The sequence below is a fragment of the Georgenia phoenicis genome (genome assembly GCF_047302425.1).
GTDB lineage: Bacteria > Actinomycetota > Actinomycetes > Actinomycetales > Actinomycetaceae > Oceanitalea.
Map to the genome: position 1 here is coordinate 2,868,040 of NZ_CP154855.1, position 22,050 is coordinate 2,890,089.

General features: G+C 72.8%; 22 protein-coding genes and 2 tRNA genes. 10 read left to right on the forward strand and 14 right to left on the reverse strand.

Going from position 1 to position 22,050, the window contains the following annotated elements; all coding sequences use genetic code 11:
- Nucleotides 1–10: 10 nt before the first annotated feature.
- The gene (gene cofE / locus AA0005_RS13645; protein WP_413450687.1) at nucleotides 11–787 is read right to left on the reverse strand and encodes a coenzyme F420-0:L-glutamate ligase; all 777 of its coding nucleotides are present in this window, start codon (nucleotides 785–787) and stop codon (nucleotides 11–13) included.
- Nucleotides 787–1,785 (reverse strand): TIGR03557 family F420-dependent LLM class oxidoreductase, encoded by a 999-nt coding sequence (locus AA0005_RS13650; RefSeq protein ID WP_413450688.1) that lies wholly within the window; start codon nucleotides 1,783–1,785, stop codon nucleotides 787–789. The genes cofE and AA0005_RS13650 overlap by 1 nt, the downstream gene beginning before the upstream one ends.
- 97 nt (nucleotides 1,786–1,882) lie before the next feature.
- On the opposite strand from AA0005_RS13650, the gene valS reads away from it, so the two are divergent.
- Nucleotides 1,883–4,591, forward strand: coding sequence for a valine--tRNA ligase (gene valS, locus AA0005_RS13655; RefSeq protein WP_413450689.1), 2,709 nt, complete (start codon nucleotides 1,883–1,885; stop codon nucleotides 4,589–4,591).
- Nucleotides 4,592–4,607: 16 nt separating this feature from the next.
- Nucleotides 4,608–6,428, forward strand: coding sequence for an AMP-dependent synthetase/ligase (locus AA0005_RS13660; RefSeq protein WP_413450690.1), 1,821 nt, complete (start codon nucleotides 4,608–4,610; stop codon nucleotides 6,426–6,428).
- A gap of 33 nt (nucleotides 6,429–6,461) precedes the next feature.
- On the opposite strand, the gene AA0005_RS13665 is transcribed toward AA0005_RS13660, so the two are convergent.
- The 7 genes from AA0005_RS13665 to AA0005_RS13695 form a co-directional block, all read right to left on the reverse strand.
- The gene (locus AA0005_RS13665) at nucleotides 6,462–6,764 is read right to left on the reverse strand and encodes a chorismate mutase (RefSeq protein ID WP_413450691.1); all 303 of its coding nucleotides are present in this window, start codon (nucleotides 6,762–6,764) and stop codon (nucleotides 6,462–6,464) included.
- Nucleotides 6,765–6,860: 96 nt separating this feature from the next.
- Nucleotides 6,861–8,048, reverse strand: coding sequence for a Vms1/Ankzf1 family peptidyl-tRNA hydrolase (locus AA0005_RS13670; RefSeq protein WP_413450692.1), 1,188 nt, complete (start codon nucleotides 8,046–8,048; stop codon nucleotides 6,861–6,863).
- Between the two features lie 82 nt (nucleotides 8,049–8,130).
- The gene (gene clpX / locus AA0005_RS13675) at nucleotides 8,131–9,402 is read right to left on the reverse strand and encodes an ATP-dependent Clp protease ATP-binding subunit ClpX (protein WP_413450693.1); all 1,272 of its coding nucleotides are present in this window, start codon (nucleotides 9,400–9,402) and stop codon (nucleotides 8,131–8,133) included.
- Between the two features lie 166 nt (nucleotides 9,403–9,568).
- Nucleotides 9,569–10,273, reverse strand: coding sequence for an ATP-dependent Clp protease proteolytic subunit (locus AA0005_RS13680; protein WP_413450694.1), 705 nt, complete (start codon nucleotides 10,271–10,273; stop codon nucleotides 9,569–9,571).
- A 30-nt stretch (nucleotides 10,274–10,303) separates the two neighbouring features.
- Complete coding sequence (locus AA0005_RS13685) at nucleotides 10,304–10,921, reverse strand: ATP-dependent Clp protease proteolytic subunit (RefSeq protein ID WP_413450695.1); 618 nt, start codon at nucleotides 10,919–10,921, stop codon at nucleotides 10,304–10,306.
- Between the two features lie 187 nt (nucleotides 10,922–11,108).
- A complete protein-coding gene (gene tig / locus AA0005_RS13690; protein WP_413450696.1) occupies nucleotides 11,109–12,587 on the reverse strand; it encodes a trigger factor in 1,479 nt (492 codons plus the stop codon).
- 167 nt (nucleotides 12,588–12,754) lie between these two features.
- Nucleotides 12,755–12,828 (reverse strand) — tRNA-Pro (locus AA0005_RS13695).
- 83 nt (nucleotides 12,829–12,911) lie between these two features.
- Between AA0005_RS13695 and AA0005_RS13700 the strand changes: the two genes are divergently transcribed.
- Nucleotides 12,912–12,985: transfer RNA gene (locus AA0005_RS13700), tRNA-Gly, on the forward strand.
- A 39-nt stretch (nucleotides 12,986–13,024) separates the two neighbouring features.
- A complete protein-coding gene (locus tag AA0005_RS13705; protein WP_413450697.1) occupies nucleotides 13,025–13,960 on the forward strand; it encodes an alpha/beta fold hydrolase in 936 nt (311 codons plus the stop codon).
- A gap of 24 nt (nucleotides 13,961–13,984) precedes the next feature.
- Here the strand turns inward: AA0005_RS13705 and rpmF are convergent, their stop codons facing one another.
- Nucleotides 13,985–14,152 (reverse strand): 50S ribosomal protein L32, encoded by a 168-nt coding sequence (gene rpmF, locus AA0005_RS13710; protein ID WP_413450698.1) that lies wholly within the window; start codon nucleotides 14,150–14,152, stop codon nucleotides 13,985–13,987.
- A gap of 136 nt (nucleotides 14,153–14,288) precedes the next feature.
- Between rpmF and AA0005_RS13715 the strand changes: the two genes are divergently transcribed.
- The 5 genes from AA0005_RS13715 to epsC all read left to right on the forward strand — a co-directional run bounded on the left by AA0005_RS13715 (nucleotide 14,289) and on the right by epsC (nucleotide 18,274).
- The gene (locus AA0005_RS13715; RefSeq protein ID WP_413450699.1) at nucleotides 14,289–14,921 is read left to right on the forward strand and encodes an IMPACT family protein; all 633 of its coding nucleotides are present in this window, start codon (nucleotides 14,289–14,291) and stop codon (nucleotides 14,919–14,921) included.
- A gap of 241 nt (nucleotides 14,922–15,162) precedes the next feature.
- Nucleotides 15,163–15,519: a GntR family transcriptional regulator gene (locus AA0005_RS13720; protein ID WP_413450700.1), complete on the forward strand. Its 357-nt coding sequence runs from the start codon at nucleotides 15,163–15,165 to the stop codon at nucleotides 15,517–15,519.
- Nucleotides 15,516–16,517, forward strand: a complete 1,002-nt coding sequence (locus AA0005_RS13725) for a DUF1648 domain-containing protein (protein WP_413450701.1) — start codon at nucleotides 15,516–15,518, stop codon at nucleotides 16,515–16,517. The genes AA0005_RS13720 and AA0005_RS13725 overlap by 4 nt, the downstream gene beginning before the upstream one ends.
- Nucleotides 16,518–16,755: 238 nt before the next feature.
- Nucleotides 16,756–17,691 (forward strand): cysteine synthase A, encoded by a 936-nt coding sequence (gene cysK / locus AA0005_RS13730; protein WP_413450702.1) that lies wholly within the window; start codon nucleotides 16,756–16,758, stop codon nucleotides 17,689–17,691.
- A gap of 1 nt (nucleotide 17,692) precedes the next feature.
- Nucleotides 17,693–18,274: a serine O-acetyltransferase EpsC gene (gene epsC, locus AA0005_RS13735; RefSeq protein WP_413450703.1), complete on the forward strand. Its 582-nt coding sequence runs from the start codon at nucleotides 17,693–17,695 to the stop codon at nucleotides 18,272–18,274.
- Between the two features lie 12 nt (nucleotides 18,275–18,286).
- Here the strand turns inward: epsC and AA0005_RS13740 are convergent, their stop codons facing one another.
- Entirely contained in the window at nucleotides 18,287–18,772 is a 486-nt protein-coding gene (locus AA0005_RS13740; RefSeq protein ID WP_413450704.1) for a nucleoside deaminase, read from the reverse strand.
- A 46-nt stretch (nucleotides 18,773–18,818) separates the two neighbouring features.
- On the reverse strand, nucleotides 18,819–19,775 hold the full coding sequence (locus tag AA0005_RS13745) for an AraC family transcriptional regulator (RefSeq protein WP_413450705.1): 957 nt from the start codon (nucleotides 19,773–19,775) through the stop codon (nucleotides 18,819–18,821).
- A 139-nt stretch (nucleotides 19,776–19,914) separates the two neighbouring features.
- Between AA0005_RS13745 and AA0005_RS13750 the strand changes: the two genes are divergently transcribed.
- Nucleotides 19,915–20,793 (forward strand): NmrA family NAD(P)-binding protein, encoded by an 879-nt coding sequence (locus AA0005_RS13750; protein ID WP_413450706.1) that lies wholly within the window; start codon nucleotides 19,915–19,917, stop codon nucleotides 20,791–20,793.
- On the opposite strand, the gene AA0005_RS13755 is transcribed toward AA0005_RS13750, so the two are convergent.
- Both AA0005_RS13755 and AA0005_RS13760 read right to left on the reverse strand, forming a co-directional pair.
- On the reverse strand, nucleotides 20,790–21,713 hold the full coding sequence (locus AA0005_RS13755; protein WP_413450707.1) for an Fpg/Nei family DNA glycosylase: 924 nt from the start codon (nucleotides 21,711–21,713) through the stop codon (nucleotides 20,790–20,792). The genes AA0005_RS13750 and AA0005_RS13755 overlap by 4 nt on opposite strands.
- Nucleotides 21,706–22,023, reverse strand: a complete 318-nt coding sequence (locus AA0005_RS13760; protein WP_413450708.1) for an MGMT family protein — start codon at nucleotides 22,021–22,023, stop codon at nucleotides 21,706–21,708. The genes AA0005_RS13755 and AA0005_RS13760 overlap by 8 nt, the downstream gene beginning before the upstream one ends.
- Between the last annotated feature and the right edge of the window lie 27 nt (nucleotides 22,024–22,050).

Here is a 22,050-nt window from a genome sequence, read left to right on the forward strand (position 1 = left end):
AGGGGCGGGGTTATCGCTCGCGGCGGCCGCGGGCGTAGGCCTCGGCGGAGCCTTCGCGGAAGAGGTCGTCGGAGGCGGACCGGGCGAGCACGCGGGCGCCGTCGCCGTCCTCCACCGTGACGAGATGGGCCAGGCCGCGCACGACGGCGACCGGCCGGCCGTCCGCCTTGCCCTTGACGAGCTCCGCGGCCGCGGCAATCTCGTCGGCGGCGGCGATCTGGGTCATCCGCAGCTCGCGGCCGTAGCCGTCGCGCCGGCCGCGGTGGTCCTCGAGCACGACGATCCCGGCCGCGCCGATCGCGATGTCCGCGACGCCCTCGCGCCACGGCCGCCCCACGGTGTCGGTGACGACCACACCGGGGCGCACGCCCAGGCGGGCGTCGAGCCCACGCCGCAGCCGCCGCGCGGAGTCGTCCGGGTCCTCGGGCAGCAGCAGCGCGGTGCCGAGCGGCACGTCGGACGAGTCGACTCCGGCGGCGGCCATGACCAGCCCCTGCGGCGTCTCGACGATCCGCAGCATCGAGCCGTCCGGCCGCGGACGCGAGGCCACGACCCGCACCGTCTGCGAGTCGATGGCCGCCTCCAGCTCCTCACGCGTCCGCGCCGCGACGAGCCGTCGCTCCGCCTTGGCCACGACCTTGCTCGCGACGACGACGACGTCCCCCTCGGCGACCCCGACGCTCCCGTCAGGCCAGCTCAGCTCCCGCAGGGCGGGCGCGACGACGGCGGCGAGGTCGTCCCCGCCGGTGACCGGCGGCAGGCCCTCGACGGCCTGGGCGAGCAGCATCAGCGGCTCAGCTTCGGCAGGACGTCGCGGCCGAAGACCTCGACCCACTCCCGCTGGTTGCGCCCGACGTTGTGGAGGTAGATCCGGTCGAAGCCGAGGTCGACATACTTCTGGATCTCCGCGCGGTGGACCTCGGGGTCGGCGGAGATGACCATCCGGCCCTCGAAGTCCTCCGGGCGCACGAGCTTGGCCATCGCGGCGAAGTCGAAGGGCGAGCGGATGTCGGCCTTGGGGAACTTCATCCCGCCGTTGGGCCACTGGTCCAGGGCGTTCGCGAGCGCCTCCTCGTCGGTGGACGCCCACGACATGTGCAGCTGGAGAATCTTCGGCATGGTCTCCGGGTCCCGGCCCACCTCCCGGGCGCCGGAGGCAAACTTGTCGAAGAGGCCGGAGATCTTCTCCAGCGGCGCGCCCACGGTGATGAGGCCGTCGGCGTGCTTGCCGGCGCGGCGGGCGGTGACCGGCCCGCCGGTGGCGACGTAGATGGGCGGGGCCTCCTCCGGCATCGTCCACAGCCGGGTCGACTCGAGCTTGTAGAACGTCCCCGAGTGCTTGGTGTCCTTGCCGGCGAGGGAGGCGGTGAAGAGCTTGCGGATGATCTCGATCGCCTCGAACATCCGGTTGATCCGCTCGGGCGCCTCGGGCCAGTAGCCGGCGGTGACGTGCTCGTTGAGCGCCTCGCCGGAGCCGAGCCCCAGCCAGTGCCGGCCCGGGTACATCGCGGCGAGCGTGGCCGAGGCCTGCGCGACCATCGCCGGGTGCCAGCGGAAGGTCGGCGCGGTGACACCTGGCCCGATGTCCCCGCGGGTGCGCTCCCCCAGCGCGGACAGCACGTTCCACACGAAGGCCGCCTGCCCCTGCGACGGCGTCCACGGCTGGAAGTGGTCGGCGGCCATGACGCCGGAGAAGCCGTGCTCCTCGGCCAGCGCACTGATCTCCACCACCTCGGTGGGGTGGAACTGCTCCAGCGCGGCCGCGTACCCGATCGTGAGGTCCATGGTCCCAGTCTGTCAGGTGCAGCCCGCCCACCGCGTGACCGGCGCCGCCGCGGACGGGTGAGCCCACTCCTCCGGGACCGTGGAACAATCGGGTCTCATGACCGACGCGCACGACCCCACCCCCGCCGCCCCGCTGTCCACCTCGTCCGTCCCGGACAAGGTCAGCCTCGACGGCCTGGAGGAGAGGTGGGACGCGCGCTGGGCCGAGCAGGGCACCTACGCCTTCGACCGCACCGCCACCCGCGAGCAGGTCTACTCGATCGACACCCCGCCGCCCACGGTCTCCGGCTCCCTGCACGTGGGTCACGTCTTCTCGTACACGCACACCGACGTCGTCGCCCGCTACCAGCGGATGACCGGCAAGCGCGTCTTCTACCCCATGGGCTGGGACGACAACGGCCTGCCCACCGAGCGCCGCGTGCAGAACTACTACGGCGTGCGCGTGGACCCCACGCTCCCCTACGTGCCGGACTTCGTGCCCCCGCACGACGGCGGTGAGGGCAAGAGCGTCAAGGCCGCCGACCAGCAGCCCATCTCCCGTCGCAACTTCGTCGAGCTGTGCGAGCGCCTCACCCAGGAGGACGAGAAGCAGTTCGAGGCGCTGTGGCGCCACCTCGGCCTGAGCGTGGACTGGTCGCTGCACTACCAGACCATCGGTCGCGAGTCCCAGCTCGTCGCGCAGGCCGCGTTCCTGCGCAACCTCGCCCGCGGGGAGGCCTACCAGGCCGCCGCCCCGGGCCTGTGGGACGTCACCTTCCAGACGGCGGTCGCGCAGGCCGAGCTCGAGGCGCGCGACTACCCGGGCCACTACCACCGCGTCGCCTTCCACCTCACCGACCCCGCCGTCGGCGAGAGCCTGGAGCAGGTGACCGACGGCAAGGTGTACATCGAGACGACCCGCCCGGAGCTGCTGCCCGCCGTCGTCGCCCTCATCGCCCACCCCGACGACGAGCGCTACCAGCCGCTGTTCGGCACCACGGTCCGCTCCCCCCTCTTCGGGGTCGAGGTCCCGGTGCTCGCCCACCCGGCCGCGGAGATGGACAAGGGTGCGGGCATCGCGATGTGCTGCACCTTCGGTGACCTCACCGACGTCCAGTGGTGGCGCGAGCTCGACCTGCCCACCCGCCCGGTCATCCGCCGCGACGGCCGTCTCCTCGCCGAGGCGCCCGAGTGGCTCGAGCAGCCCGCCGCCGTCGAGCTGTGGACCGAGTCCCTCGCCGGCAGGACGACCTTCACCGCCCGCAAGGAGGTCGTCGAGGCGCTGCGCGCGAGCGGCGACCTCGACGGCGAGCCGGTCGCCACCCAGCGCAAGACGAACTTCTTCGAGAAGGGCGACAAGCCCCTCGAGATCGTCACCTCCCGCCAGTGGTACATCCGCAACGGCGGCCGCCCCGGCACCGACTCCGCGGGCCGCGACCTGCGCGAGGCGCTCCTCGAGCGCGGCCGCGAGCTCAACTTCCACCCCGACTTCATGCGGGTGCGCTACAACAACTGGGTCGAGGGCCTCAACAGCGACTGGCTCATCTCCCGCCAGCGCTTCTTCGGCGTCCCGATCCCGGTCTGGTACGCCGTCGACGAGAACGGCGAGGTCGACCACGAGCGCGTGCTCACGCCGTCGGAGGAGATGCTGCCGGTCGACCCGAGCATCGACGTGCCCGCCGGGTACACCGAGGACCAGCGCGGCAAGCCGGGCGGCTTCGTCGGCGAGGTCGACATCATGGACACGTGGGCGACGTCCTCGCTCACCCCGCAGATCGCCGGCGGCTGGCTGCGCGACGAGGACCTCTTCTCCCGCGTCTTCCCCATGGACCTGCGCCCCCAGGGCCAGGACATCATCCGCACCTGGCTCTTCTCGACCGTGGTCCGCTCCCACCTCGAGTTCGGCTCTCTGCCGTGGCGCGAGGCCGCGATCTCCGGGTGGATCCTCGACCCGGACCGCAAGAAGATGTCCAAGTCCAAGGGCAACGTCGTCACGCCGCTCGGCCTGCTCCAGGAGCACGGGGCCGACGCCGTCCGCTACTGGGCCGCCTCGGCCCGCCTCGGCACGGACGCGGCCTTCGACACCGGCCAGATGAAGATCGGGCGCCGCCTGGCGATCAAGGTCCTCAACGCCTCGAAGTTCGCGCTCACCATGGGCGGGGACACCCCCGCGAGCCTCGACGTCTCCGCGGTCACCGAGCCGCTGGACCGCTCGCTCCTCGCAGGGCTGGCCGACGTCGTCGAGAGCGCGACGACGGCGCTGGACCGCTACGACCACACCCGTGCGCTGGAGCTGACCGAGACCTTCTTCTGGACCTTCTGCGACGACTACCTCGAGCTCGTCAAGGACCGGGCCTACGGCTCGACCGAGGCCGGCTACACGCCCACCGAGGTCGCCTCGGCGCGCACGGCGCTGGCCGTGACGACCGATGTCGTCCTGCGGCTGCTCGCCCCGTTCCTGCCCTTCGCGACCGAGGAGGTGTGGAGCTGGTGGCGCAGCGGGTCGGTGCACGCCGCGCCGTGGCCCTCGGCCGCGCCGCTGCGCCAGGCCGTGACGGACGCCGACCCGGGCCTCCTCCACGCCACCGGGAAGGCCCTCGCGGCCCTGCGCAAGGTGAAGTCCGAGGCCAAGGTCTCCCAGCGCACGACCTTCGCCCGGGTGCGCCTGGAGCTGCCCACCGCCGACGTCGACCGCATCGGCCACGCCCTGGCCGACCTGCGCGCCGCCGGCCGGGTCCGGGGCGACCTGGAGATCGCGGGCCGCACGGAGCTCGAGGACGCCGTCGTCGGCGCCCACGAGCTCGACGAGCCCCCGGCCAAGCGCTGAGCGACGAGGAGAACCGATGACTGAGCAGCGTCCCGAGGCAAGCACGCCCGGGGTCGGGCGGATCGAGCCCCACATGTCCCTGCCCTGGGTCCTGGCCGACCGTCTGGCCCGCGACCCCGCCGACACGATCTTCGAGCGCAAGTCCTCGCTGGGCACCCGCTTCGTCCCCGTGAGCGTCCAGACCTTCGCCGAGGAGGTCACCGCCGTCGCCAAGGGCCTCATCGGCCTGGGCGTCGAGGCCGGTGACCGCGTGGCGATCATGGCGCACACGAGCTACGAGTGGACCCTGCTCGACTTCGCGGCGTGGTCCGCCGGCGCCGTGCCCGTGCCGATCTACGAGACCTCCTCCGCCGAGCAGGCCGAGTGGATCGTCTCGAACTCCGGTGCACGCGTCGTCTTCGCCGAGACGCGGGCGATGGCCGCGCTCCTCCAGCCGCTGCTCGAGCGGCTGGACCACCTCGAGCACATCCTCGTCCTCGACGAGAACGCCGTGGAGACGGTCATCGGCCACGGCGTCGACGTGCCCGCCGAACGGGTGACCGAGCGCTCCGAGGCCACCGACCTGTCGAGCCTCGCGACGATCATCTACACCTCGGGCACCACCGGGCGGCCCAAGGGCGTGGAGCTGACGCACGGCAACTTCGTCTCGCTCGTCGTCAACGGCAGCGACGACCCGAACTTCTCCGGGGTGGTGCGCGGCAGCGACAAGCGCACCCTGCTCTTCATGCCGCTCGCGCACGTCTTCGCCCGCTTCGTCGAGGTCCTGTGCGTGTACTCCGGCGCGACCATGGGCCACGTCCCGGACGCGAAGAACCTCGTCGCGGACCTCGACGCCTTCAAGCCGACCTTCCTCCTCGCCGTCCCCCGCGTCTTCGAGAAGGTCTACAACTCCGCCGACGCCAAGGCCGGCTCCGGTGCCAAGCAGCGGATCTTCCGCTGGGGCGCCAAGGTGGCGATCACCTACTCGCGCGCACTCGAGGCCGACGGCGGTCCGTCCGCGGCCCTCAAGGCGCAGCGTGCCCTGGCCGACCGTCTCGTCTACGGCAAGATCCGTGCCGCCATGGGTGGGAACCTCGACTGGGCCATCTCCGGCGGCGGCCCCCTCGGTGAGCGCCTGGGTCACTTCTTCCGCGGCATCGGGGTCGGCGTCCTCGAGGGCTACGGCCTCACCGAGGTCGGTGCCCCGACCACCGTCAACCGGCCCGGGCTCACGAAGATCGGGACGGTCGGCCCGCCCTACCCGGGCACGCGCGTCGCGATCGCCGAGGACGGCCAGGTGCTCGTCAAGGGCGACCATGTCTTCCGCGGCTACCACGACAACCCCGAGGCGACGGCGCAGGCCTTCACCGAGGACGGCTGGTTCGTCACCGGTGACCTCGGACAGCTCGACGCCGACGGCTACCTGCGCATCACCGGCCGCAAGAAGGAGATCATCGTGACCGCCGGCGGCAAGAACGTCGCCCCGGCCGTGCTCGAGGACCGCCTGCGCGGCCACCCGCTCGTCTCCCAGGTCGTCGTCGTCGGTGACGGGCGCCCCTTCATCGGCGCGCTCGTCACCCTCGACGAGGACATGCTGCCCGGCTGGCTCGCCAACCACGACCTGCCCCCGATGAACGTCGAGCAGGCCGCCAGCGACGAGCGCGTGCTCGCCGCCCTCGACCGCGCCGTCACCCGCGCCAACGAGGCCGTCTCCCGGGCGGAGTCGATCCGCAAGATCAACGTCCTGACGACCGACTTCACCATGGAGAACGGCTACCTCACCCCGAGCCAGAAGGTGAAGCGGGCCAAGGTCCTCACCGACTTCGAGCGCGAGATCAACGACATCTACGGCACCTGACCGGCGCCGCCCCCCGCCCGCACGGGCGGGGGGTCACTCCGCCTGGCGGGACTCCGCCGTCGCCTCGTGGTGGCGGATGACCTCGGCGACGATGAAGGACAGGAACTTCTCGGCGAACACGGGGTCGAGGCCCGCCTCCTCGGCCAGGGCCCGCAGGCGCTGGATCTGCTCCGCCTCCCGAGCGGGGTCCGACGGCGGCAGGCCGAGGTCGGCCTTGATGTGGCCCACCCGCTGGGTGCACTTGAAGCGCTCGGCGAGCAGGTGGATGAGGGCGGCGTCGATGTTGTCGATGGTGCCGCGGGCACGTGCCAGCTCGGCCGGGATGGTCTCGCTCATGGGCCGATCCTAGGCCGCCCGACGAGCCCGTCCCCGCCGCGTCTCACACGCGACGGCGCCCCCACCGCGAGTGGTGGGGGCGCCGTCGTCGTCGGCTCAGGAGCGGGCGGTGTCCCCGCTCACCTTGTAGGCGTGCTCGCTGGGCGTGGACGCGTCACGCCACCGCAGCAGCGCCCCGACGCCGTCGACGAGCTCGGAGGCGCTCGCCTCGTCGGCGATCGTCACCCCCGCACCCTGCTCGACGGCGGCCCGTCCGATCGCGAGGTCCGCGCGCACCTCCCGGGGCTCGGTCACCCCGAGGTCGGCGAGCAGCGCCGGGGTCGTGGCGACCTCCAGCGCCCCCTCCCCCGCCCACAGGCTGCGCAGCCGCAGCTGGGAGTTCCGGCCGACCGTGTCCTCGCGCAGGATGAGCTCGGCGACCTGGCCGCGGGCGAGTGCCGCGACGACGTCGTCGACGCTCTGCGTCGCGGTGCCCTCCCGGCCCTCCTCCTGCCGGAAACGGTCGAGGACCTCCTCGGTGCGGCGAGCGCGGAAGACGTCGAGCGCCTCGTGCAGGTTCTTGTCGAAGGCCTGCTCGTTGACGCCGGCGGCGCGTGAGCCGCCGTCGAGCACCGTGGCGATCGCTCCCGCCTCCGCGCCCAGCCGCTCGCGCACGAGCGCGACCGCCCGCACGTCACCGGTGAGGAGCAGGAGCTCGGGCCGACGCTCGGTGACGATCCGGTCCAGCTCGGAGGCGACCGTCTCCGCGTTGCGCTCCCAGGAGTCCTCGGCGCGGGCCTGCAGCCGGCGGGTGGCCATCCCCGCCCGGCGCACCTTGTTGATGACGTCCTGGTCGCCCTCGACACTGCCCAGCTCGTCCCCGGCCTCGTACTCGAAGGCGGAGTGGCGCTGCAGGGTGAGATCGGCCCCCGTGCGGTCGATCTCAGCCAGCAGGTAGGACACGGTGCCGTCCGCGACCTTCGCCAGCGACACGACGTCGAGGCCCACGACCCCCGTGTCGTCCGACGGCGGCTCGCGAAGCACGCGGTCGATGACGACGCCGTCCGGCCCGGCCACGATCGTGCGGCCGTGCTTCCCGGCCACGTGGGTGGGGATCCGCACCTGCTCCTCGACGTGGTCGAGGGTGCGGGCGCTGATGCCTCGGCCCTCCAGCGTGCGCCGAAGATCTCGCCAGCGGGTGACGACGGCCTGGTAGCCGTTCTCCGTCTCGCGTGTGGCGTCGAAGGTGACCGTGACGACGTCGTCGCCACTGGGGACCTGGCTCGTGAGCCAATCGATCTGCATGTGACAGCACCTCACTCGAATCGCGTGCAGTGCTGTCCACTGTGACCCACGAAACGCGGGCGCGCACCTCGCGGGAGGGGGCTCAGGCGCTCTTCTCGCGAGGCGGACGGCGCTTCTTCTCGCGCGGCACGAGCGTGGGGTTGACGTTCTGCTGGACGACGTCCGCGGTGATGACGACCTTCTCGACGTCGTCCCGGCTCGGGACGTCGAACATCGTCTCGCGCAGGATCTCCTCCATGATGGCGCGCAGGCCGCGCGCACCGGTGCCGCGCAGGAGGGCGAGGTCGGCGATCGCCTCGAGGGCGTCCTCGGTGAACTCGAGCTCGACGCCGTCGATCTCGAACATCCGCTGGTACTGGCGTACCAGTGCGTTGCGCGGCTCGGTGAGGATCTTGATGAGCGCCCCGCGGTCGAGCGGGGAGACCGTCGTGACGATGGGCAGGCGGCCGACGAACTCGGGGATGAGCCCGAACTTGTGGAGGTCGGCGGGGCGCACCTCGGAGAAGGGGTCGACGTCCTCGTCGGTGGAGCGCAGCGTGGCGCCGAAGCCGATGCCGCTGCGCCCGATGCGCGAGGTGATGATGTCCTCGAGCCCGGCGAAGGCGCCGGCGACGATGAACAGCACGTTCGAGGTGTCGATCTGGAGGAACTCCTGGTGGGGGTGCTTGCGCCCGCCCTGGGGCGGCACAGAGGCCTGAGTGCCCTCGATGATCTTGAGCAGCGCCTGCTGCACACCCTCGCCGGAGACGTCGCGCGTGATCGACGGGTTCTCGCTCTTGCGGGCGATCTTGTCGATCTCGTCGATGTAGATGATGCCCTTCTCGGCCTTCTTGACGTCGAAGTCGGCGGCCTGGATGAGCTTGAGGAGGATGTTCTCGACGTCCTCACCGACGTAGCCGGCCTCCGTGAGCGCGGTGGCGTCGGCGATGGCGAAGGGCACGTTGAGCATCTTCGCCAGCGTCTGGGCGAGGTAGGTCTTGCCGGTACCCGTGGGCCCGATGAGGAGGATGTTGGACTTGGCCAGCTCGACGGCGTCGTCGGACGCGGGTGCCTTCTCGGCGGCCTGGACCCGCTTGTAGTGGTTGTAGACGGCGACGGCGAGGGAGCGCTTGGCGGGCTCCTGGCCGACGACGTACTGCTCGAGGAAGTCGAAGATCGCCCGCGGCTTGGGCAGGTCGACGAGGCCGATCTCGCTCGCCTCGGCGAACTCCTCATCGATGATCTCGTTGCACAGGTCGATGCACTCGTCGCAGATGTACACCCCCGGCCCGGCGATGAGCTTCTTCACCTGCTTCTGGCTCTTGCCGCAGAAGGAGCACTTGAGCAGGTCAGCACCCTCAGCACTCCGCGCCATGCTCACTCCTCTTCACCGGTGGGGGTTCTCGTCCCATTGGACACCATGACGGGCCCGCGTGTCTTGTCGCCGGGCCGGGGTGTGTCGGTCGATACCTGTCCACAGTCCGGCACGACACCGCCGGCCGGGCGTGCTGCCCGGCCGGCGGCTCGTGCTCGGACGGTGCTCAGGCCTTGATCGCCGGGGTCTCCGCCTTGCGGGACTCCAGCACCTGGTCGACCAGGCCGTACTCGAGGGCCTCGGCCGCGGTGAGGATCTTGTCGCGCTCGATGTCCTCGCGCACCTCGTCGATCGGCTTGCCCGAGTGGTGGGCGATGGTCTCCTCGAGCCACTCGCGCATCCGCAGGATCTCGCGGGCCTGGATCTCGATGTCCGAGGCCTGGCCGTAGCCGCCGCCCTGGACCGCCGGCTGGTGGATCATCACGCGCGAGTTCGGCAGCGCCAGCCGCTTGCCGGGCGAGCCGGCCGCGAGCAGCACGGCCGCGGCGGAGGCCGCCTGGCCGAGGCAGACGGTCTGGATCTGCGGCTTGATGAACTGCATCGTGTCGTAGATCGCGGTGAGCGCCGTGAAGGAGCCACCGGGCGAGTTGATGTACAGCGTGATGAGGCCGTCGGGGTCCGAGCTCTCGAGGACGAGGAGCTGGGCCATGACGTCGTCGGCCGACGCGTCGTCGATCTGCACGCCGAGGAAGATGATGCGGTCCTCGAAGAGCTTGGTGTACGGGTCCTGCCGCTTGTAGCCGTAGGCGGTGCGCTCCTCGTACTGGGGCAGCACGTAGCGCGCGGACGGCGCGGCCGGTGCGAGGCCCCCGGCGAGGGCGGAGCCGTCGAGGCGTCCGGCGCGGGCCATGAACTGGGATTCGATGCTCACTGGTGCTCCTGGGTGGTCGTCGGTGGTCCGCTACTTGCCGGTCGTTCCGCCGCCGCCGGAGACGGAGGCAGCGGACTCGACGACGTGGTCGACGAAGCCGTACTCGAGGGCCTCGGGCGCGGTGAACCAGCGGTCGCGGTCGGCGTCGCGGTTGATCTGCTCGACCGTCTTGCCGGTCTGCTCGGCGGTGATCTCGGCCAGCACGCGCTTCATGTGGAGGATGAGCTCGGCGTTGATCCGGATGTCGGTGGCGGTGCCGCCGATGCCGCCCGAGGGCTGGTGCATCATGACGCGGGCGTGGGGCGTGGCGTAGCGCTTGCCCTTGGCACCGGAGGACAGGAGGAACTGTCCCATCGAGGCGGCCATGCCCATGCCGACGGTCGCGACGTCCGGCTGGACGTACTGCATGGTGTCGTAGATGGCCATGCCGGCGGTCACCGAGCCGCCCGGGGAGTTGATGTAGAGGAAGATGTCGCGCTCGGGGTCCTCCGCGGCGAGCAGCAGCATCTGGGCGCAGATGGCGTTGGCGTTGTCGTCACGCACCTCCGAGCCGAGCCAGATGATGCGCTCCCTGAGCAGGCGCTGGTAGATCGAGTCGCTGAGGCCGAGGCTGTTGCCCTCGTGGGCACCTCGAGGCTGCTGGCTCACGTGCACGCTCCCATTGGTCGTCCGGGCACCGGCGGTCGGGACCGGCCCGCCGCGGCGATGTTTCTAGGACACTAACCCCGCCCGCGGCTCATTCCTGCCGCCTCCGGGGCGTTTTCGCTCATGGCGCACCCTGCCCGGGTACGCCACAGGGCGGCGCCGGTCGGCACCGCCCTGTGGATCACTGAGCTCAGTCGGCGCTGGGCGCGGACTCGGCGCTGTCGGCCGAGTCGCCGCTGTCCGCGGAGTCGGCGCTCTCGCCGGAGTCGGCCGAGTCGGCGCTGTCGCCGGAGTCGGCGCTCTCGGCCGAACCGGCCTGCTCGGCGGCGTCCGCGACGGCGGCGGCCGCGGCGGCTGCCGCAGCGGCGTCGTCGTCGTCCGAGCCGATGAAGTCGCTGAGGTCGACGTCCTTGCCCTCGCCGTCGACGACCTTGACCTTGCGCAGCGCGACGGCCAGCGCCTTGTTGCGCGCGAGTTCACCGGCGAAGATCGGGATCTGGCCGGCCTGGCCCGCGGACTGGATGAACTCGTTGGGGTCCATGCCGTACTGGCGGGAGGTGGACAGGAGGAACTCGAGGAGCTCGTTCTGGCCGACCTGGACCTCCAGCGCCTCGGCGAGCTCGTCGAGGATGAACTGGTCGCGCATGGCCTTCTCGGTGTCCTCGCGGACCTCCTCGCCGTGCGGGTCGTCCTCGGGCTTGCCCTCGGCCTCGAGGTGCGCCTTGATCTCGGCGTCGACCGCGTTCTTCGGCAGGGGGAAGTCGATCTCGGTGCGCAGGCGCTCGAGCAGCTCGTCGCGGGCGGCGACGGCGCGGTTCGCGTTCTTGTCCTTGGCCACCTGCTCGCGCAGGTCGGCGCGCAGCTCGTCGATGGTGTCGAACTCGGAGGCGAGCTCGGCGAACTCGTCGTCGGCGGCGGGGAGCTCGCGCTCCTTGACGCTGTTGACGGTGACGGTGACCTCGGCCTCCTCACCCGCGCGCTCGCCACCCACGAGGGTGGTGGTGAAGGTGGTGCTCTCGCCGGCGGACAGGCCGGTGATGGCCTCGTCCATGCCCTCGAGCATCGTGCCGGCGCCGACCTGGTAGGAGGTGCCGGTGACGGAGTCGACCTCCTCCTCGCCCACGGTCGCCTTGAGGTCGATGGAGACGAAGTCGCCGTCGCCTGCGGCGCGGTCGACGCCCACGAGGGTGCCGAAGCGCTCGCGCAGGGACTCGAGGCGCTGCTCGACGTCCTCGTCGCTCACCTCGACGGAGTCGACGGTGATCTCGTAGGTGGACAGGTCGGGCACGGTGATCTCCGGCCGCACGTCGACCTCGGCGGTGAAGGTCAGCTGGCCGCCGACGGCGCCGGTGAGGTTGGGGACCTCGGTGACGTCGACCTCGGGCTGGCCGATCGGCTTGATGCCGGTCTCGGCGACGGCGTCGCGGTACAGGCCCGGCAGCGCGTCGTTGACGGCGTGCTCGATGACGGCCGCGCGGCCGACGCGCTGGTCGATGATGCGTGCAGGAACCTTGCCCTTGCGGAAGCCGGGCACGTTCACCTGCTCGGCGATGTGCGAGTAGGCGTGGTCGATGCTCGACTTGAGCTCCTCGTACGACACCTCGACGGTGAGCTTGGCCCGGGTGGGCTCAAGGGTCTCGACGGCGCTCTTCACTGCGATGCTCTCCACTCTTCGGTTCCTGGGGACGCCCCCGCGCGGGGGAAGTGCGGGTGCTGTGCGTGCGCGAACCGAGGCAGACGGACGTGCGCACAGGCGCGTTCCATCGTAGAGCACCGCCGCGCGGGCCCGCGACGGCGGGAGCGGGGGCCCGGGGTGACGTCCGCCGCAGGCGAGGGTCGGGATGACAGGATTTGAACCTGCGACCTTCCGCTCCCAAAGCGGATGCGCTACCAAGCTGCGCTACATCCCGTTCGGCCGGTGGCCGCGAGTCGATTGTAGGCGACCGCCCAGGGCGCGTTACACTCGTTGCTGCACGCCGGAGACCGGCGCGCTGCGGGTGTAGCTCAATGGTAGAGCCTCTGCCTTCCAAGCAGATGGTGCCAGTTCGATTCTGGTCACCCGCTCCACGTACCAGTGCAGGTGCAGCCCTCCCCGGGAGGTGGCCGATGGACGGTCGCGGACGTCTGGCAGTGGGTGCGGTCCTGGCCGCTGTCGCGGCGGGTGTCGTCGCGGCGGCCCGTCCGAACGAACCCCCAGTCCCCCGCCGTACCGGCACCTCGGCCGGCGGGATGGAGTTCCTCGCCCTCGGCGACGGCCCGCGGTCCCTCCTCAGCATCCCGGGTGGCCCCGGCAGCGACCTGCCCGAGGGGCTGCTGGGCCGACTGACCGAGCGCGAGCTGCGCCCCTACGTCCGCGCCGGGTTCACGGTCTGGACGGTCACCCGGCCGCGCGGCATGGCACCGGGCCACACGGTGGCCGACATGGCCGACGACTACGCACGCTTCGTCCGCGAGGAGCTGGGCGGCGCCGTCGACGTCGTGCTCGGCACGTCCTACGGCGGCATGGTGGCGCTGCATCTCGCCGCCACCCACCCCGACACCGCGAGCGCCGTCGTGCTCGTCGGTGCCGCCGCTCGGGTCGAGGAGTGGGGCACGGACGTGGACTCCCGCTGGGCGCGCCTGCGCGCCGAGGGCCGCGACGCGGAGGCCGGCGCCGTCTTCCTCGAGTACCTGCTGCCCGAGCCGCGGCACGAGCGGGCACGCCGGGTCCTCGGCCCCGTCGCGGGCCGGCTCGTCTCCGGGTCGGCGACCCCGCCGGGCGACCTGCTCGTCGAGGCCGACGCCGAGCGCTCCTTCGACGCGAGCGAGGTCCTCGGACGGATCACCGCACCGGTCCTGCTCCTCGCCGGCGAGGAGGATCGCTTCTTCTCCCTGGAGACCGTCCGGGAGACCGCGGCCGGCATCACGGACTGCACGCTCGTCACCTACCCCGGCCGCGGGCACGTGGGGACGGTCTCGAGCGACGACGTGCCCCACGACGTCCTCGTCTGGCTCGAGCAGCAGGGCCCGGGAACGCGAGACGGCCGCCACCCCGAGGGGTGACGGCCGTCTGCGTGAAGTACCGGATCAGTCCGCGAACTCCAGGCCCTTCTGGTAGGCCTTGGCCAGGCGCCGGGGCACCTGGATCTCGCGGCCCTGCACGCGGATGGTCTGGAGCGTGGTGGGCTCCGCCTTCCACTGGGACCGGCGAGAGCGGGTGTTGCTACGGGACATCTTGCGCTTCGGAACTGCCATCTGCCCTGCCGCTCCTTTCGTGGTCGAGACGATTGCCGTCGTATAGCGTGCCACGCCACAGCCGCCCGGGTCCAATGCCGGGTGCCCGGTACGGGTGTGACATTGCCCCCTCCGGGGCGTCCACAATGGCCGCACCATGGATGTTCGCACCCTTGCCGGTGGCGTGACCACCGCGACCGAGCTGGAGATCCGCCGCTCCCGCTTCATCACCTGGTTGCGCCGCGCCGACGACGAGACGGCTGCGCGCGGCCTGGTCGAGGACGCCCGGCACGCCTTCCCCGACGCGCGGCACCACTGCTCGGCCTTCGTCGTGCGCGTCCCGGGGGCGAACCTCGTCGAGCGCTCCTCCGACGACGGCGAACCGGCGGGCACCGCCGGCATGCCGATGCTCGAGGTGCTGCGCGGCAGCGGCCTGGTGGACCTCGCCGCGGTCGTCGTCCGGTACTTCGGCGGCGTCAAGCTCGGGACGGGCGGGCTGGTACGCGCGTACTCCGACGCCGTGCGGGGCGCGCTCGAGGAGGCGCCCGTCGTCGTCCAGCGCGAGAGCCGCCTGCACGCGGTCGCACTCCCCCACGCGGACGCCGGCCGCGTGGAGTCCGAGCTGCGCGCGCTCGGCTTCGTGGTCGACGACGTCGCCTACGCCGAGCACGTGACCCTCACCCTCGCGACGAACGACGACGACGCGCTCGCCTCCGCCGTCGCCGGCCTCACCGGCGGGGCGGCCGAGGTGCGCGCCGCCGGCACCCGCGTCGTCGAGCTCCCCGCCTAGCCCAGCGCACCGCCCCTCATCGCCCCCCTCTCATCGCCGACAGCCGGATCCTCCGACCCCCCTCATCGCCGACAGCCGGATTCTCCGGCCTGGACCTGGCGCGCGGAGAATCCGACCGTCGGCGGTAAGTGTGCTGTCGGCGGTAACTGTGCTGTCGGCGGTAACTGTGCTGTCGGCGGTAAGTGTGCTGTCGGCGGTTGGGGACTTGTTCTAGTTGGGATAGAGCAAGTATGGTTTAAGCATGTTGATCCGGATCGATGCGGCGTCGCCGCTGCCGCTCTTCGAGCAGCTCGCGGACCAGGTGCGCACGGCGGTGCTCCGCGGCGAGGTGGCCAGCGGCGAGCGCCTGCCCTCGGCACGCGACCTCGCCGAGTCGCTCGACGTCAACCAGCACACCGTCCTGCACGCCTACCAGCTGCTCCGCGACGAGGGGCTGGTCGAGCTGCGTCGCGGCCGCGGCGCCGTCGTCACCGCCCACGCCGTCGAGCAGTACACGCCGCTGCTCGAGGCCGTCGCCACCGTCCGCCGCGAGGCGGCCCGCCTGGGGCTGCCGCTGTCCGCCGTCGCCGCCCTGCTCACCACCGAGGAGACCCGATGAACCAGACCCTGCCCCACCGCCGCCGCGCCTGGCTGCTCGGCGTCCTCGTCCCCGTGCTCGTCACGGCCGCCGCGTGGGTCGTCGTCGCCCGGCTCGTCCCCCGGCTGCCCGAGGAGGTCGCGGTGCACTGGGGCCCGTCGGGCGTGGACCGCACCGGCTCGGTCGGCGAGCTGCTCGTCCCGATGGCCGTCATCAGCGGCGTCTCGCTCGTGGTCCTCGCGGCGCTCTCCGTCCTCACGGGCCGCCAGGCGCTCAACCGCCGGATGGTGCTCGGGCTCGCGACGGGCTTCTCCGTCATGTTCGCCGGCATGACGCTGGCGAGTGTCGTCCCCCAGGTCGACGCCGCGTCCGCCGCGGACGCGGGCTCGCCCGACGGCTGGTTCGCCGTCACGATCGTCGTGGCCCTCGCGCTCGGCACGGCCGCCGGGGCACTGGCCGGGGCCGACCCCGCCCTCCCCGCGACCGGCGCGGTCGCCGACGGCGCCCCGACGGCGGAGCTCCCCGAGGGGCAGCGTGCCGTGTGGGTGCGTGGCGTCGCGGGGCTCGGCACCACCGTCACCTGGGTCGTCGTCGCCGCCGGCGCGGTGGCCGGGGTGGTTCTGTGGCTCTTCGCGGACACCGTCCTGCCGCTCGTCATCACGCTCCCGGTGCTCGTCCTCGTCCTCACCATGACCACCTGGCAGGTCCAGGTCGACGCGCGAGGCCTCACGGCCCGGGGCACCTTCGGCTGGCCCCGGCTCCAGGTCCCGGCGGGCGAGGTCGAGCGCGCCGACGTCACGACGGTCAACCCCTTCCCCGAGTTCGGAGGCTGGGGGCTACGCACCAACGTCTCCGGCACGGTCGGGGTCGTCATCCGCGCCGGCGAGGCGATCGCCGTCGAGCGCTCCGGGGGCCGGCACCTCGTCGTCACCGTCGACGACGCCGCGACCGGCGCCGCACTCCTCAACACCTACGCGGCCCGCGCCCGGACGTCCGCCCGCGATACGGCCACCGATTGATCGCCCTGTGGGCCTGGTTTAGGGTTCAAGGAACGCGGCCGGCACCTGACCGGCCCGGCAGCAGTGAGAGGAGATGCCGCAGCCGTGCCCGTGCTCGCCCTCCCCGCCTCCTCCCGCTGCCACCGCTGTCTGTAGAGCGCCCGGCTCCAACCGTGCGGCCTGCCGCATGCCCGGCGCTCCCCCGCCACCACCGTCGGTGGCCCCTGCACCCGAACCTCCCGACGCGAAGGAACCCCCAATGGCACGCATCTACGACGACGTCACCGCCCTCATCGGCCGCACCCCGCTCGTGCGCCTCAACCGGGTGACCGAGGGCCTGAACGCCACGGTCCTGGCCAAGCTCGAGTTCTACAACCCGGCCAACTCCGTCAAGGACCGCATCGGCGTCTCGATCGTCAACGCGGCTGAGCAGTCCGGCGCCCTGCCCCCCGGCGGCACCATCGTCGAGGCCACCTCCGGCAACACCGGCATCGCGCTGGCGATGGTCGGCGCCGCCCGCGGCTACAAGGTCGTCCTCGCCATGCCCGAGACGATGAGCAAGGAGCGCCGGGCGCTGCTGCGCGCCTTCGGCGCCGAGCTCGTCCTCACCCCCGGCTCCGAGGGCATGAAGGGCGCCGTCACCAAGGCCGAGGAGATCGCCGCCGAGCGCGAGGGCGCGATCCTCGCCAAGCAGTTCGCCAACGAGGCCAACCCCGCCATCCACCGCCAGACCACCGCCGAGGAGGTCTGGAACGACACCGACGGCGAGGTCGACTACTTCGTCGCCGGCATCGGCACCGGCGGCACCATCACCGGCGTGGGCCAGGTGCTCAGGGAGCGCAAGCCGGACGTCAAGGTCATCGCCGTCGAGCCGGCCGAGTCCCCGATCCTCAACGGCGGCCAGCCCGGCCCGCACAAGATCCAGGGCATCGGCGCGAACTTCGTGCCCGAGATCCTCGACACCTCGGTCTACGACGAGGTCATCGACGTCAACGCCGAGCAGTCGGTCGAGATGGCCCGCCGGCTCACCGCCGAGGAGGGCATCTTCGTCGGCATCTCCTCCGGCGCCGCGGTGACCGCCGCCCTCGAGATCGCCGCCCGGCCCGAGGCCGCCGGCAAGACGATCGTCGTCGTCATCCCGAGCTTCGGCGAGCGCTACCTGTCCACGCCGCTCTACAGCGAGTTCGCCGACTGACGTGCACAACTCCTCCGTCCGCTTCTGGGTCCTCCTGCGGGAGGACCTCGAGGCTGCGCGCCGCGGTGACCCCGCGGCGCGCAGCCTCGCGGAGGTGGCCCTCGGCTACCCCGGTGTCCACGCCCTGTGGGCCCACCGGGTCTGCCACCGGATGTGGCACGCCGGCCCCCTGGGCCGGCTGCCCGCACGGCTGCTGTCCCAGCTCGTCCGCGCCCTCACCGGTATCGAGATCCACCCCGCCGCCGTCCTCGGCCGGCGCCTGTTCATCGACCACGGCATGGGCGTGGTCATCGGGGAGACGGCGCGGGTGGGCGACGACGTCGTCATGTTCCACGGCACCACGCTGGGGGGCCGCTCGATGACCCGCGGCAAGCGCCACCCCACGATCGGCGACCGCGTCGTCATCGGCGCGGGAGCCAAGGTCCTCGGGCCCATCACGGTGGGCGACGACGCCCAGGTCGGGGCCAACGCCGTCGTCGTCAAGGACGTGCCGGCCGGTGCCGTCGCCGTCGGGGTGCCCGGCCGGGTCCGGGAGCGTCCGGCCGAGATCGACCCCTGGGCCGACCCGGCGCTGTTCATCTGAGCCGGCCCGCGCTCAGTACGGGGTGCGGTCCGCCCTGGCCTCCCAGGCGAGGAAGGGTCGCGTGGCCGTGGGCACCCGCTGCCCCACGACGGGCAGCAGCTCCCGACGCGCCGGGTCGGTGAAGTAGTCGTGGAAGGCGGCGTCGTCGAAGCCCGCCCGGGCGGCGTCGTGGCGGTCGGCTGCGTAGTGGACCTCGCCGACGCGTGCCCACAGGGCGACGGCGACACACATCGGGCACGGCTCGCAGCTGGCGTAGACGACGGCGCCGTCCAGCGCGACCGACCCGGTCGCGCTGGACGCCCGCCGGATGGCGACGACCTCCGCATGGGCGGTCGGGTCGCTCGTCGCCACCACCCGGTTGGTGCCCTCGAAGCGCCGCCCGTCCGGCAGGACGACGACGGCGGCGAAGGGCCCACCCCCGCCCGCGACGTTGGCCTCTGCTCGCCGGACGACGCCACTCAGCTCTGCGGTGACGGTCTGGTGCTCGTCTCCTCGCATGCCGTCGATGGTGCCCGCGGTCCCCTCGCCGACGCGAGGCCTTTCCTCACGCGGTGGGCCTCGTCCGACCCGACTCCCGCCGGACTGCTCCGGGCGTCCTGCCCACGGTGCGGGTGAAGGCGCGGCTGAACGCCGCCTCCGAGCGGTAGCCCAGCTCGGCCGCGAGCGCCGCCACGGTCGTGTCGTCCCGGGCCAGCCGCTCCTGGGCGAGGAGCATCCGCCACCGGGTCACGTAGGCCATCGGCGGCTCACCGACGAGCGCCGTGAACCTCGCGGCGAAGGACGACCGCGACATCGCGGCCGTGCGCGCGAGCAGCTCGAGGGTCCACGGCCGGCCCGGCTCGGCGTGGACGGCCTCCAGCGCCCGGCCGACGTGCTCGTCGTCCAGGGCTCGCAGCCAGCCCTCGCGGGCCGTGGGGTCGTGCTCGAGCCAGGCGCGGACCGCCCTGACGACGAGGATGTCCGCGAGCCGGGTGGCCACGGCCTCGCCGCCCGGGCGCAGGTGGGACAGCTCCTCGGCCATGAGCCGCACCGTCTCCCGGACGGTGGGGGCGCCGCGCGTGAGGAGCACGGGTGGCAGCGCGCGCAGCAGCTCCCGGGCGGTCGGCTCCGCGAAGCCGACGACGCCGCAGACGAGCTGCGTGGGCGGCCCGCCACCGCCGTGGTGCAGGACCGAGTAGTGCTCGGTGAGGTAGTCCTGCGGAAGCCGCTCGACCCTCCGCGCGGGGCCGGCGCCGGGGGCGCTGAGCAGGTCGTGCCCCCGCCCGTGCGGGACGAGCGCCAGCTCGCCGGCGCGCAGCTCGACCGGCGCGTGGCCGGGCACGCCCACCCAGCAGGCGCCGGCGGTGAGCACGTGGAAGCTCACGGCGTCGGGCACTGCCGGCATGCGCAGGGCCCACGGCGCGGTGAGCTCGGCGCGGCAGTAGAAGGTGCCGTGCATGCGCACGGTGTGCAGGGCTCGGCTCAACCGGTCGGTCGGCCGCCACGGTGCCGTCACGTCCACGTCGCGAGTGTCCCACCCGTGCCGCCCGTCCGGGAGACCTGGACGAACGAGCAAGAGCGCCGGCCTTTCGAGCATGGATCAGCCGGACCAGGCCTTCTAGCGTCGGACTACCAGCCACCTCGACCCAGGGAGCAACGCCATGTACGTCATCGCCGGAGCCACCGGACGCGTCGGGTCCGCCGTCGCACAGCACCTGCTCGACGCCGGGGCGCAGGTCCGCGTCCTCGTCCGCCGTCCCGCCGCCGCCACGGAGTGGGAGGAGCGGGGCGCCGACGTCCGCGTCGTCGACCTGCGCGACCGCGCCGCGCTCGCAGCGTCCCTCGCCGGGTGCACCGGGTTCTTCACCCTCCTGCCCTTCGACCTCACCTCCTCCGACCCCGCCGCCCACGCCACGGCGGTCGTCACGGCCACGGCCGGCGCGGTGGCCGACGCGGGGGTGCCGCACGTCGTCGCCCTCTCCTCCGGTGGTGCCGACCTGCCCGCCGGCACCGGCCCGGTCGTCGGGCTCCACGCCCTCGAGGAGGCGGTGCGGGCGACGGGGACGACCCTCACCGCGCTGCGCTCGGGCCACTTCCAGGAGAAGGTCACCGACGCCCTCGACCTCGTCCGGGCGGAGGGCGTCTACCCCGTGCTCGCCACGTCCGCGGACGTGCCGCTGCCGATGGGGGCGACCCGGGACGTCGGCGCCGTCGCCGCCAGGAGCCTGCTCTCCCCTCCCGCGTCCAGCGAGGCGGTCGACGTCCTGGGCCCGCTCACCACCGAGCGCGAGGTGGCCGCCGTCCTGTCCGCCGCGCTCGGGCGTGACGTCGCGGCCGTCACGATCCCCGAGGAGGCGTGGGTCGACACGCTCGTCGGCACCGGCCTGCCCGTGGCCGTCGCCGAGAGCCTGGCCGAGCTCTACCGGGCCGACGAGGAGGGGCTGCTCGCCCCGCGCGGGGACCGCACCGTGCACCTGGGCACGCCGCTGGCCGAGACGGTCAGCGCACTGCTGGCCACCGCCCCCGCGCAGGTGCGCTAGGCCGCCGCCGGTCGCCGCTGCTCACGGGGGCACCAGAAGACCCGCCGCCCGGCCATCTCGTCCTCGGCGACCGTGCTCCCGCAGCGCAGGCACGGCCCGCCGGAGCGGTGGTAGACGTACCAGCGGTCGTCCTCCACCTCGCGGTCCTCCGGCTCGGTCGTGACGATGCGGCCGGTGCTCACGCCGTCGGACATGAGCGTGACGAGGTCGGCCCACATCTCCCGCAGCCGCGGGGCCGCCACGGTCCGGCCGAGCTTGCGCGGGTGCAGCCGCGCCCGGTACAGCGCCTCCGCGCGGTAGATGTTGCCGACGCCGGCGATGACCGACTGGTCCATGAGGAGCTCGCCCACCGGCCGGGCGCGGCGGCGGACGTTCGCGACGAACTGCTCGACGTCCCCGTCCGCCCGCAGCGGGTCGGGCCCCAGGCGGGCGTGGACCGCCTCCTTCTCCTCGGGCGTCACCACCTCGCATGCGGTGGGGCCGGTGAGGTCGGCGACGCCGTGCTCGCCCAGCAGCCGCACCCGCACCGCACCGCGCGGCTCGGGCACCGTCCACTCCGACGGCGGCACCTGCGCGCCGTCGTCGCCGACGGGCAGCGGCGTCTCCTCCTCCGCGACGCGCCGGCGGGGGGCACCGATGGCGTGGGGGGCCTGGAAGGTGGCGTCCCCGGCGAAGGTCCACGAGCCGTACAGGCCCAGGTGCACGCGCAGCCAGCGCAGCTCCTCACGGGCTTCACCGTCCTCGCCGAAACCGAGGAACAGGTGCTTGCCGTGGGCGTCGGTGGCGACGAGGCGCCGCCCGTCGAGGACCTCGGCACCGGCGGCGAAGCGCCCCTGCGGGGAGCTCACGGCCAGGCGCTGCCCGTGGAGCAGCTCGTCGAAGGCGAGGGCGAGGCGGTGGATCGAGTGGCCTTCAGGCATGTGTCTCCTCCAGGGGGTCCCACAGGGCGCGGGTGAGATCGACGGCGCCGCCCGGGCGGCGCGGTGTCCCCTCCCCGCGGTAGTGCTCGGCGGCCCGGGCGGTGAGCTGCTCGGGCAGGGACCCGTCGGCGCGGACGACCCGCCACCACGCGACGGCGCCGCCCTCGCGGGCCATGACCGCGCCGACCGACCGTGCCGAGCCGCGGCCCGTCCGCAGGCGCGCCGCCTCGGCGATGAGGCCGTACGTCGTGGCGCGGCCGGGTGGGACGTCGTCGGCGATGTCGAGGACGAGCTCGCTCCAGTCGGTCACGCCGGCCATTGTCGCAAAATCACCTGA

What these genes read in the sequence shown, in the direction of transcription:
- cofE (WP_413450687.1), bottom strand. Translation starts at nt 787, where the DNA reads ATGCTGCTCGCCCAGGCCGTCGAGGGCCTGCCGCCGGTCACCGGCGGG.
- AA0005_RS13650 (WP_413450688.1), bottom strand. Translation starts at nt 1,785, where the DNA reads ATGGACCTCACGATCGGGTACGCGGCCGCGCTGGAGCAGTTCCACCCC.
- valS (WP_413450689.1), top strand. Translation starts at nt 1,883, where the DNA reads ATGACCGACGCGCACGACCCCACCCCCGCCGCCCCGCTGTCCACCTCG.
- AA0005_RS13660 (WP_413450690.1), top strand. Translation starts at nt 4,608, where the DNA reads ATGACTGAGCAGCGTCCCGAGGCAAGCACGCCCGGGGTCGGGCGGATC.
- AA0005_RS13665 (WP_413450691.1), bottom strand. Translation starts at nt 6,764, where the DNA reads ATGAGCGAGACCATCCCGGCCGAGCTGGCACGTGCCCGCGGCACCATC.
- AA0005_RS13670 (WP_413450692.1), bottom strand. Translation starts at nt 8,048, where the DNA reads ATGCAGATCGATTGGCTCACGAGCCAGGTCCCCAGTGGCGACGACGTC.
- clpX (WP_413450693.1), bottom strand. Translation starts at nt 9,402, where the DNA reads ATGGCGCGGAGTGCTGAGGGTGCTGACCTGCTCAAGTGCTCCTTCTGC.
- AA0005_RS13705 (WP_413450697.1), top strand. Translation starts at nt 13,025, where the DNA reads ATGGACGGTCGCGGACGTCTGGCAGTGGGTGCGGTCCTGGCCGCTGTC.
- rpmF (WP_413450698.1), bottom strand. Translation starts at nt 14,152, where the DNA reads ATGGCAGTTCCGAAGCGCAAGATGTCCCGTAGCAACACCCGCTCTCGC.
- AA0005_RS13715 (WP_413450699.1), top strand. Translation starts at nt 14,289, where the DNA reads ATGGATGTTCGCACCCTTGCCGGTGGCGTGACCACCGCGACCGAGCTG.
- AA0005_RS13720 (WP_413450700.1), top strand. Translation starts at nt 15,163, where the DNA reads ATGTTGATCCGGATCGATGCGGCGTCGCCGCTGCCGCTCTTCGAGCAG.
- AA0005_RS13725 (WP_413450701.1), top strand. Translation starts at nt 15,516, where the DNA reads ATGAACCAGACCCTGCCCCACCGCCGCCGCGCCTGGCTGCTCGGCGTC.
- cysK (WP_413450702.1), top strand. Translation starts at nt 16,756, where the DNA reads ATGGCACGCATCTACGACGACGTCACCGCCCTCATCGGCCGCACCCCG.
- AA0005_RS13740 (WP_413450704.1), bottom strand. Translation starts at nt 18,772, where the DNA reads ATGCGAGGAGACGAGCACCAGACCGTCACCGCAGAGCTGAGTGGCGTC.
- AA0005_RS13750 (WP_413450706.1), top strand. Translation starts at nt 19,915, where the DNA reads ATGTACGTCATCGCCGGAGCCACCGGACGCGTCGGGTCCGCCGTCGCA.
- AA0005_RS13755 (WP_413450707.1), bottom strand. Translation starts at nt 21,713, where the DNA reads ATGCCTGAAGGCCACTCGATCCACCGCCTCGCCCTCGCCTTCGACGAG.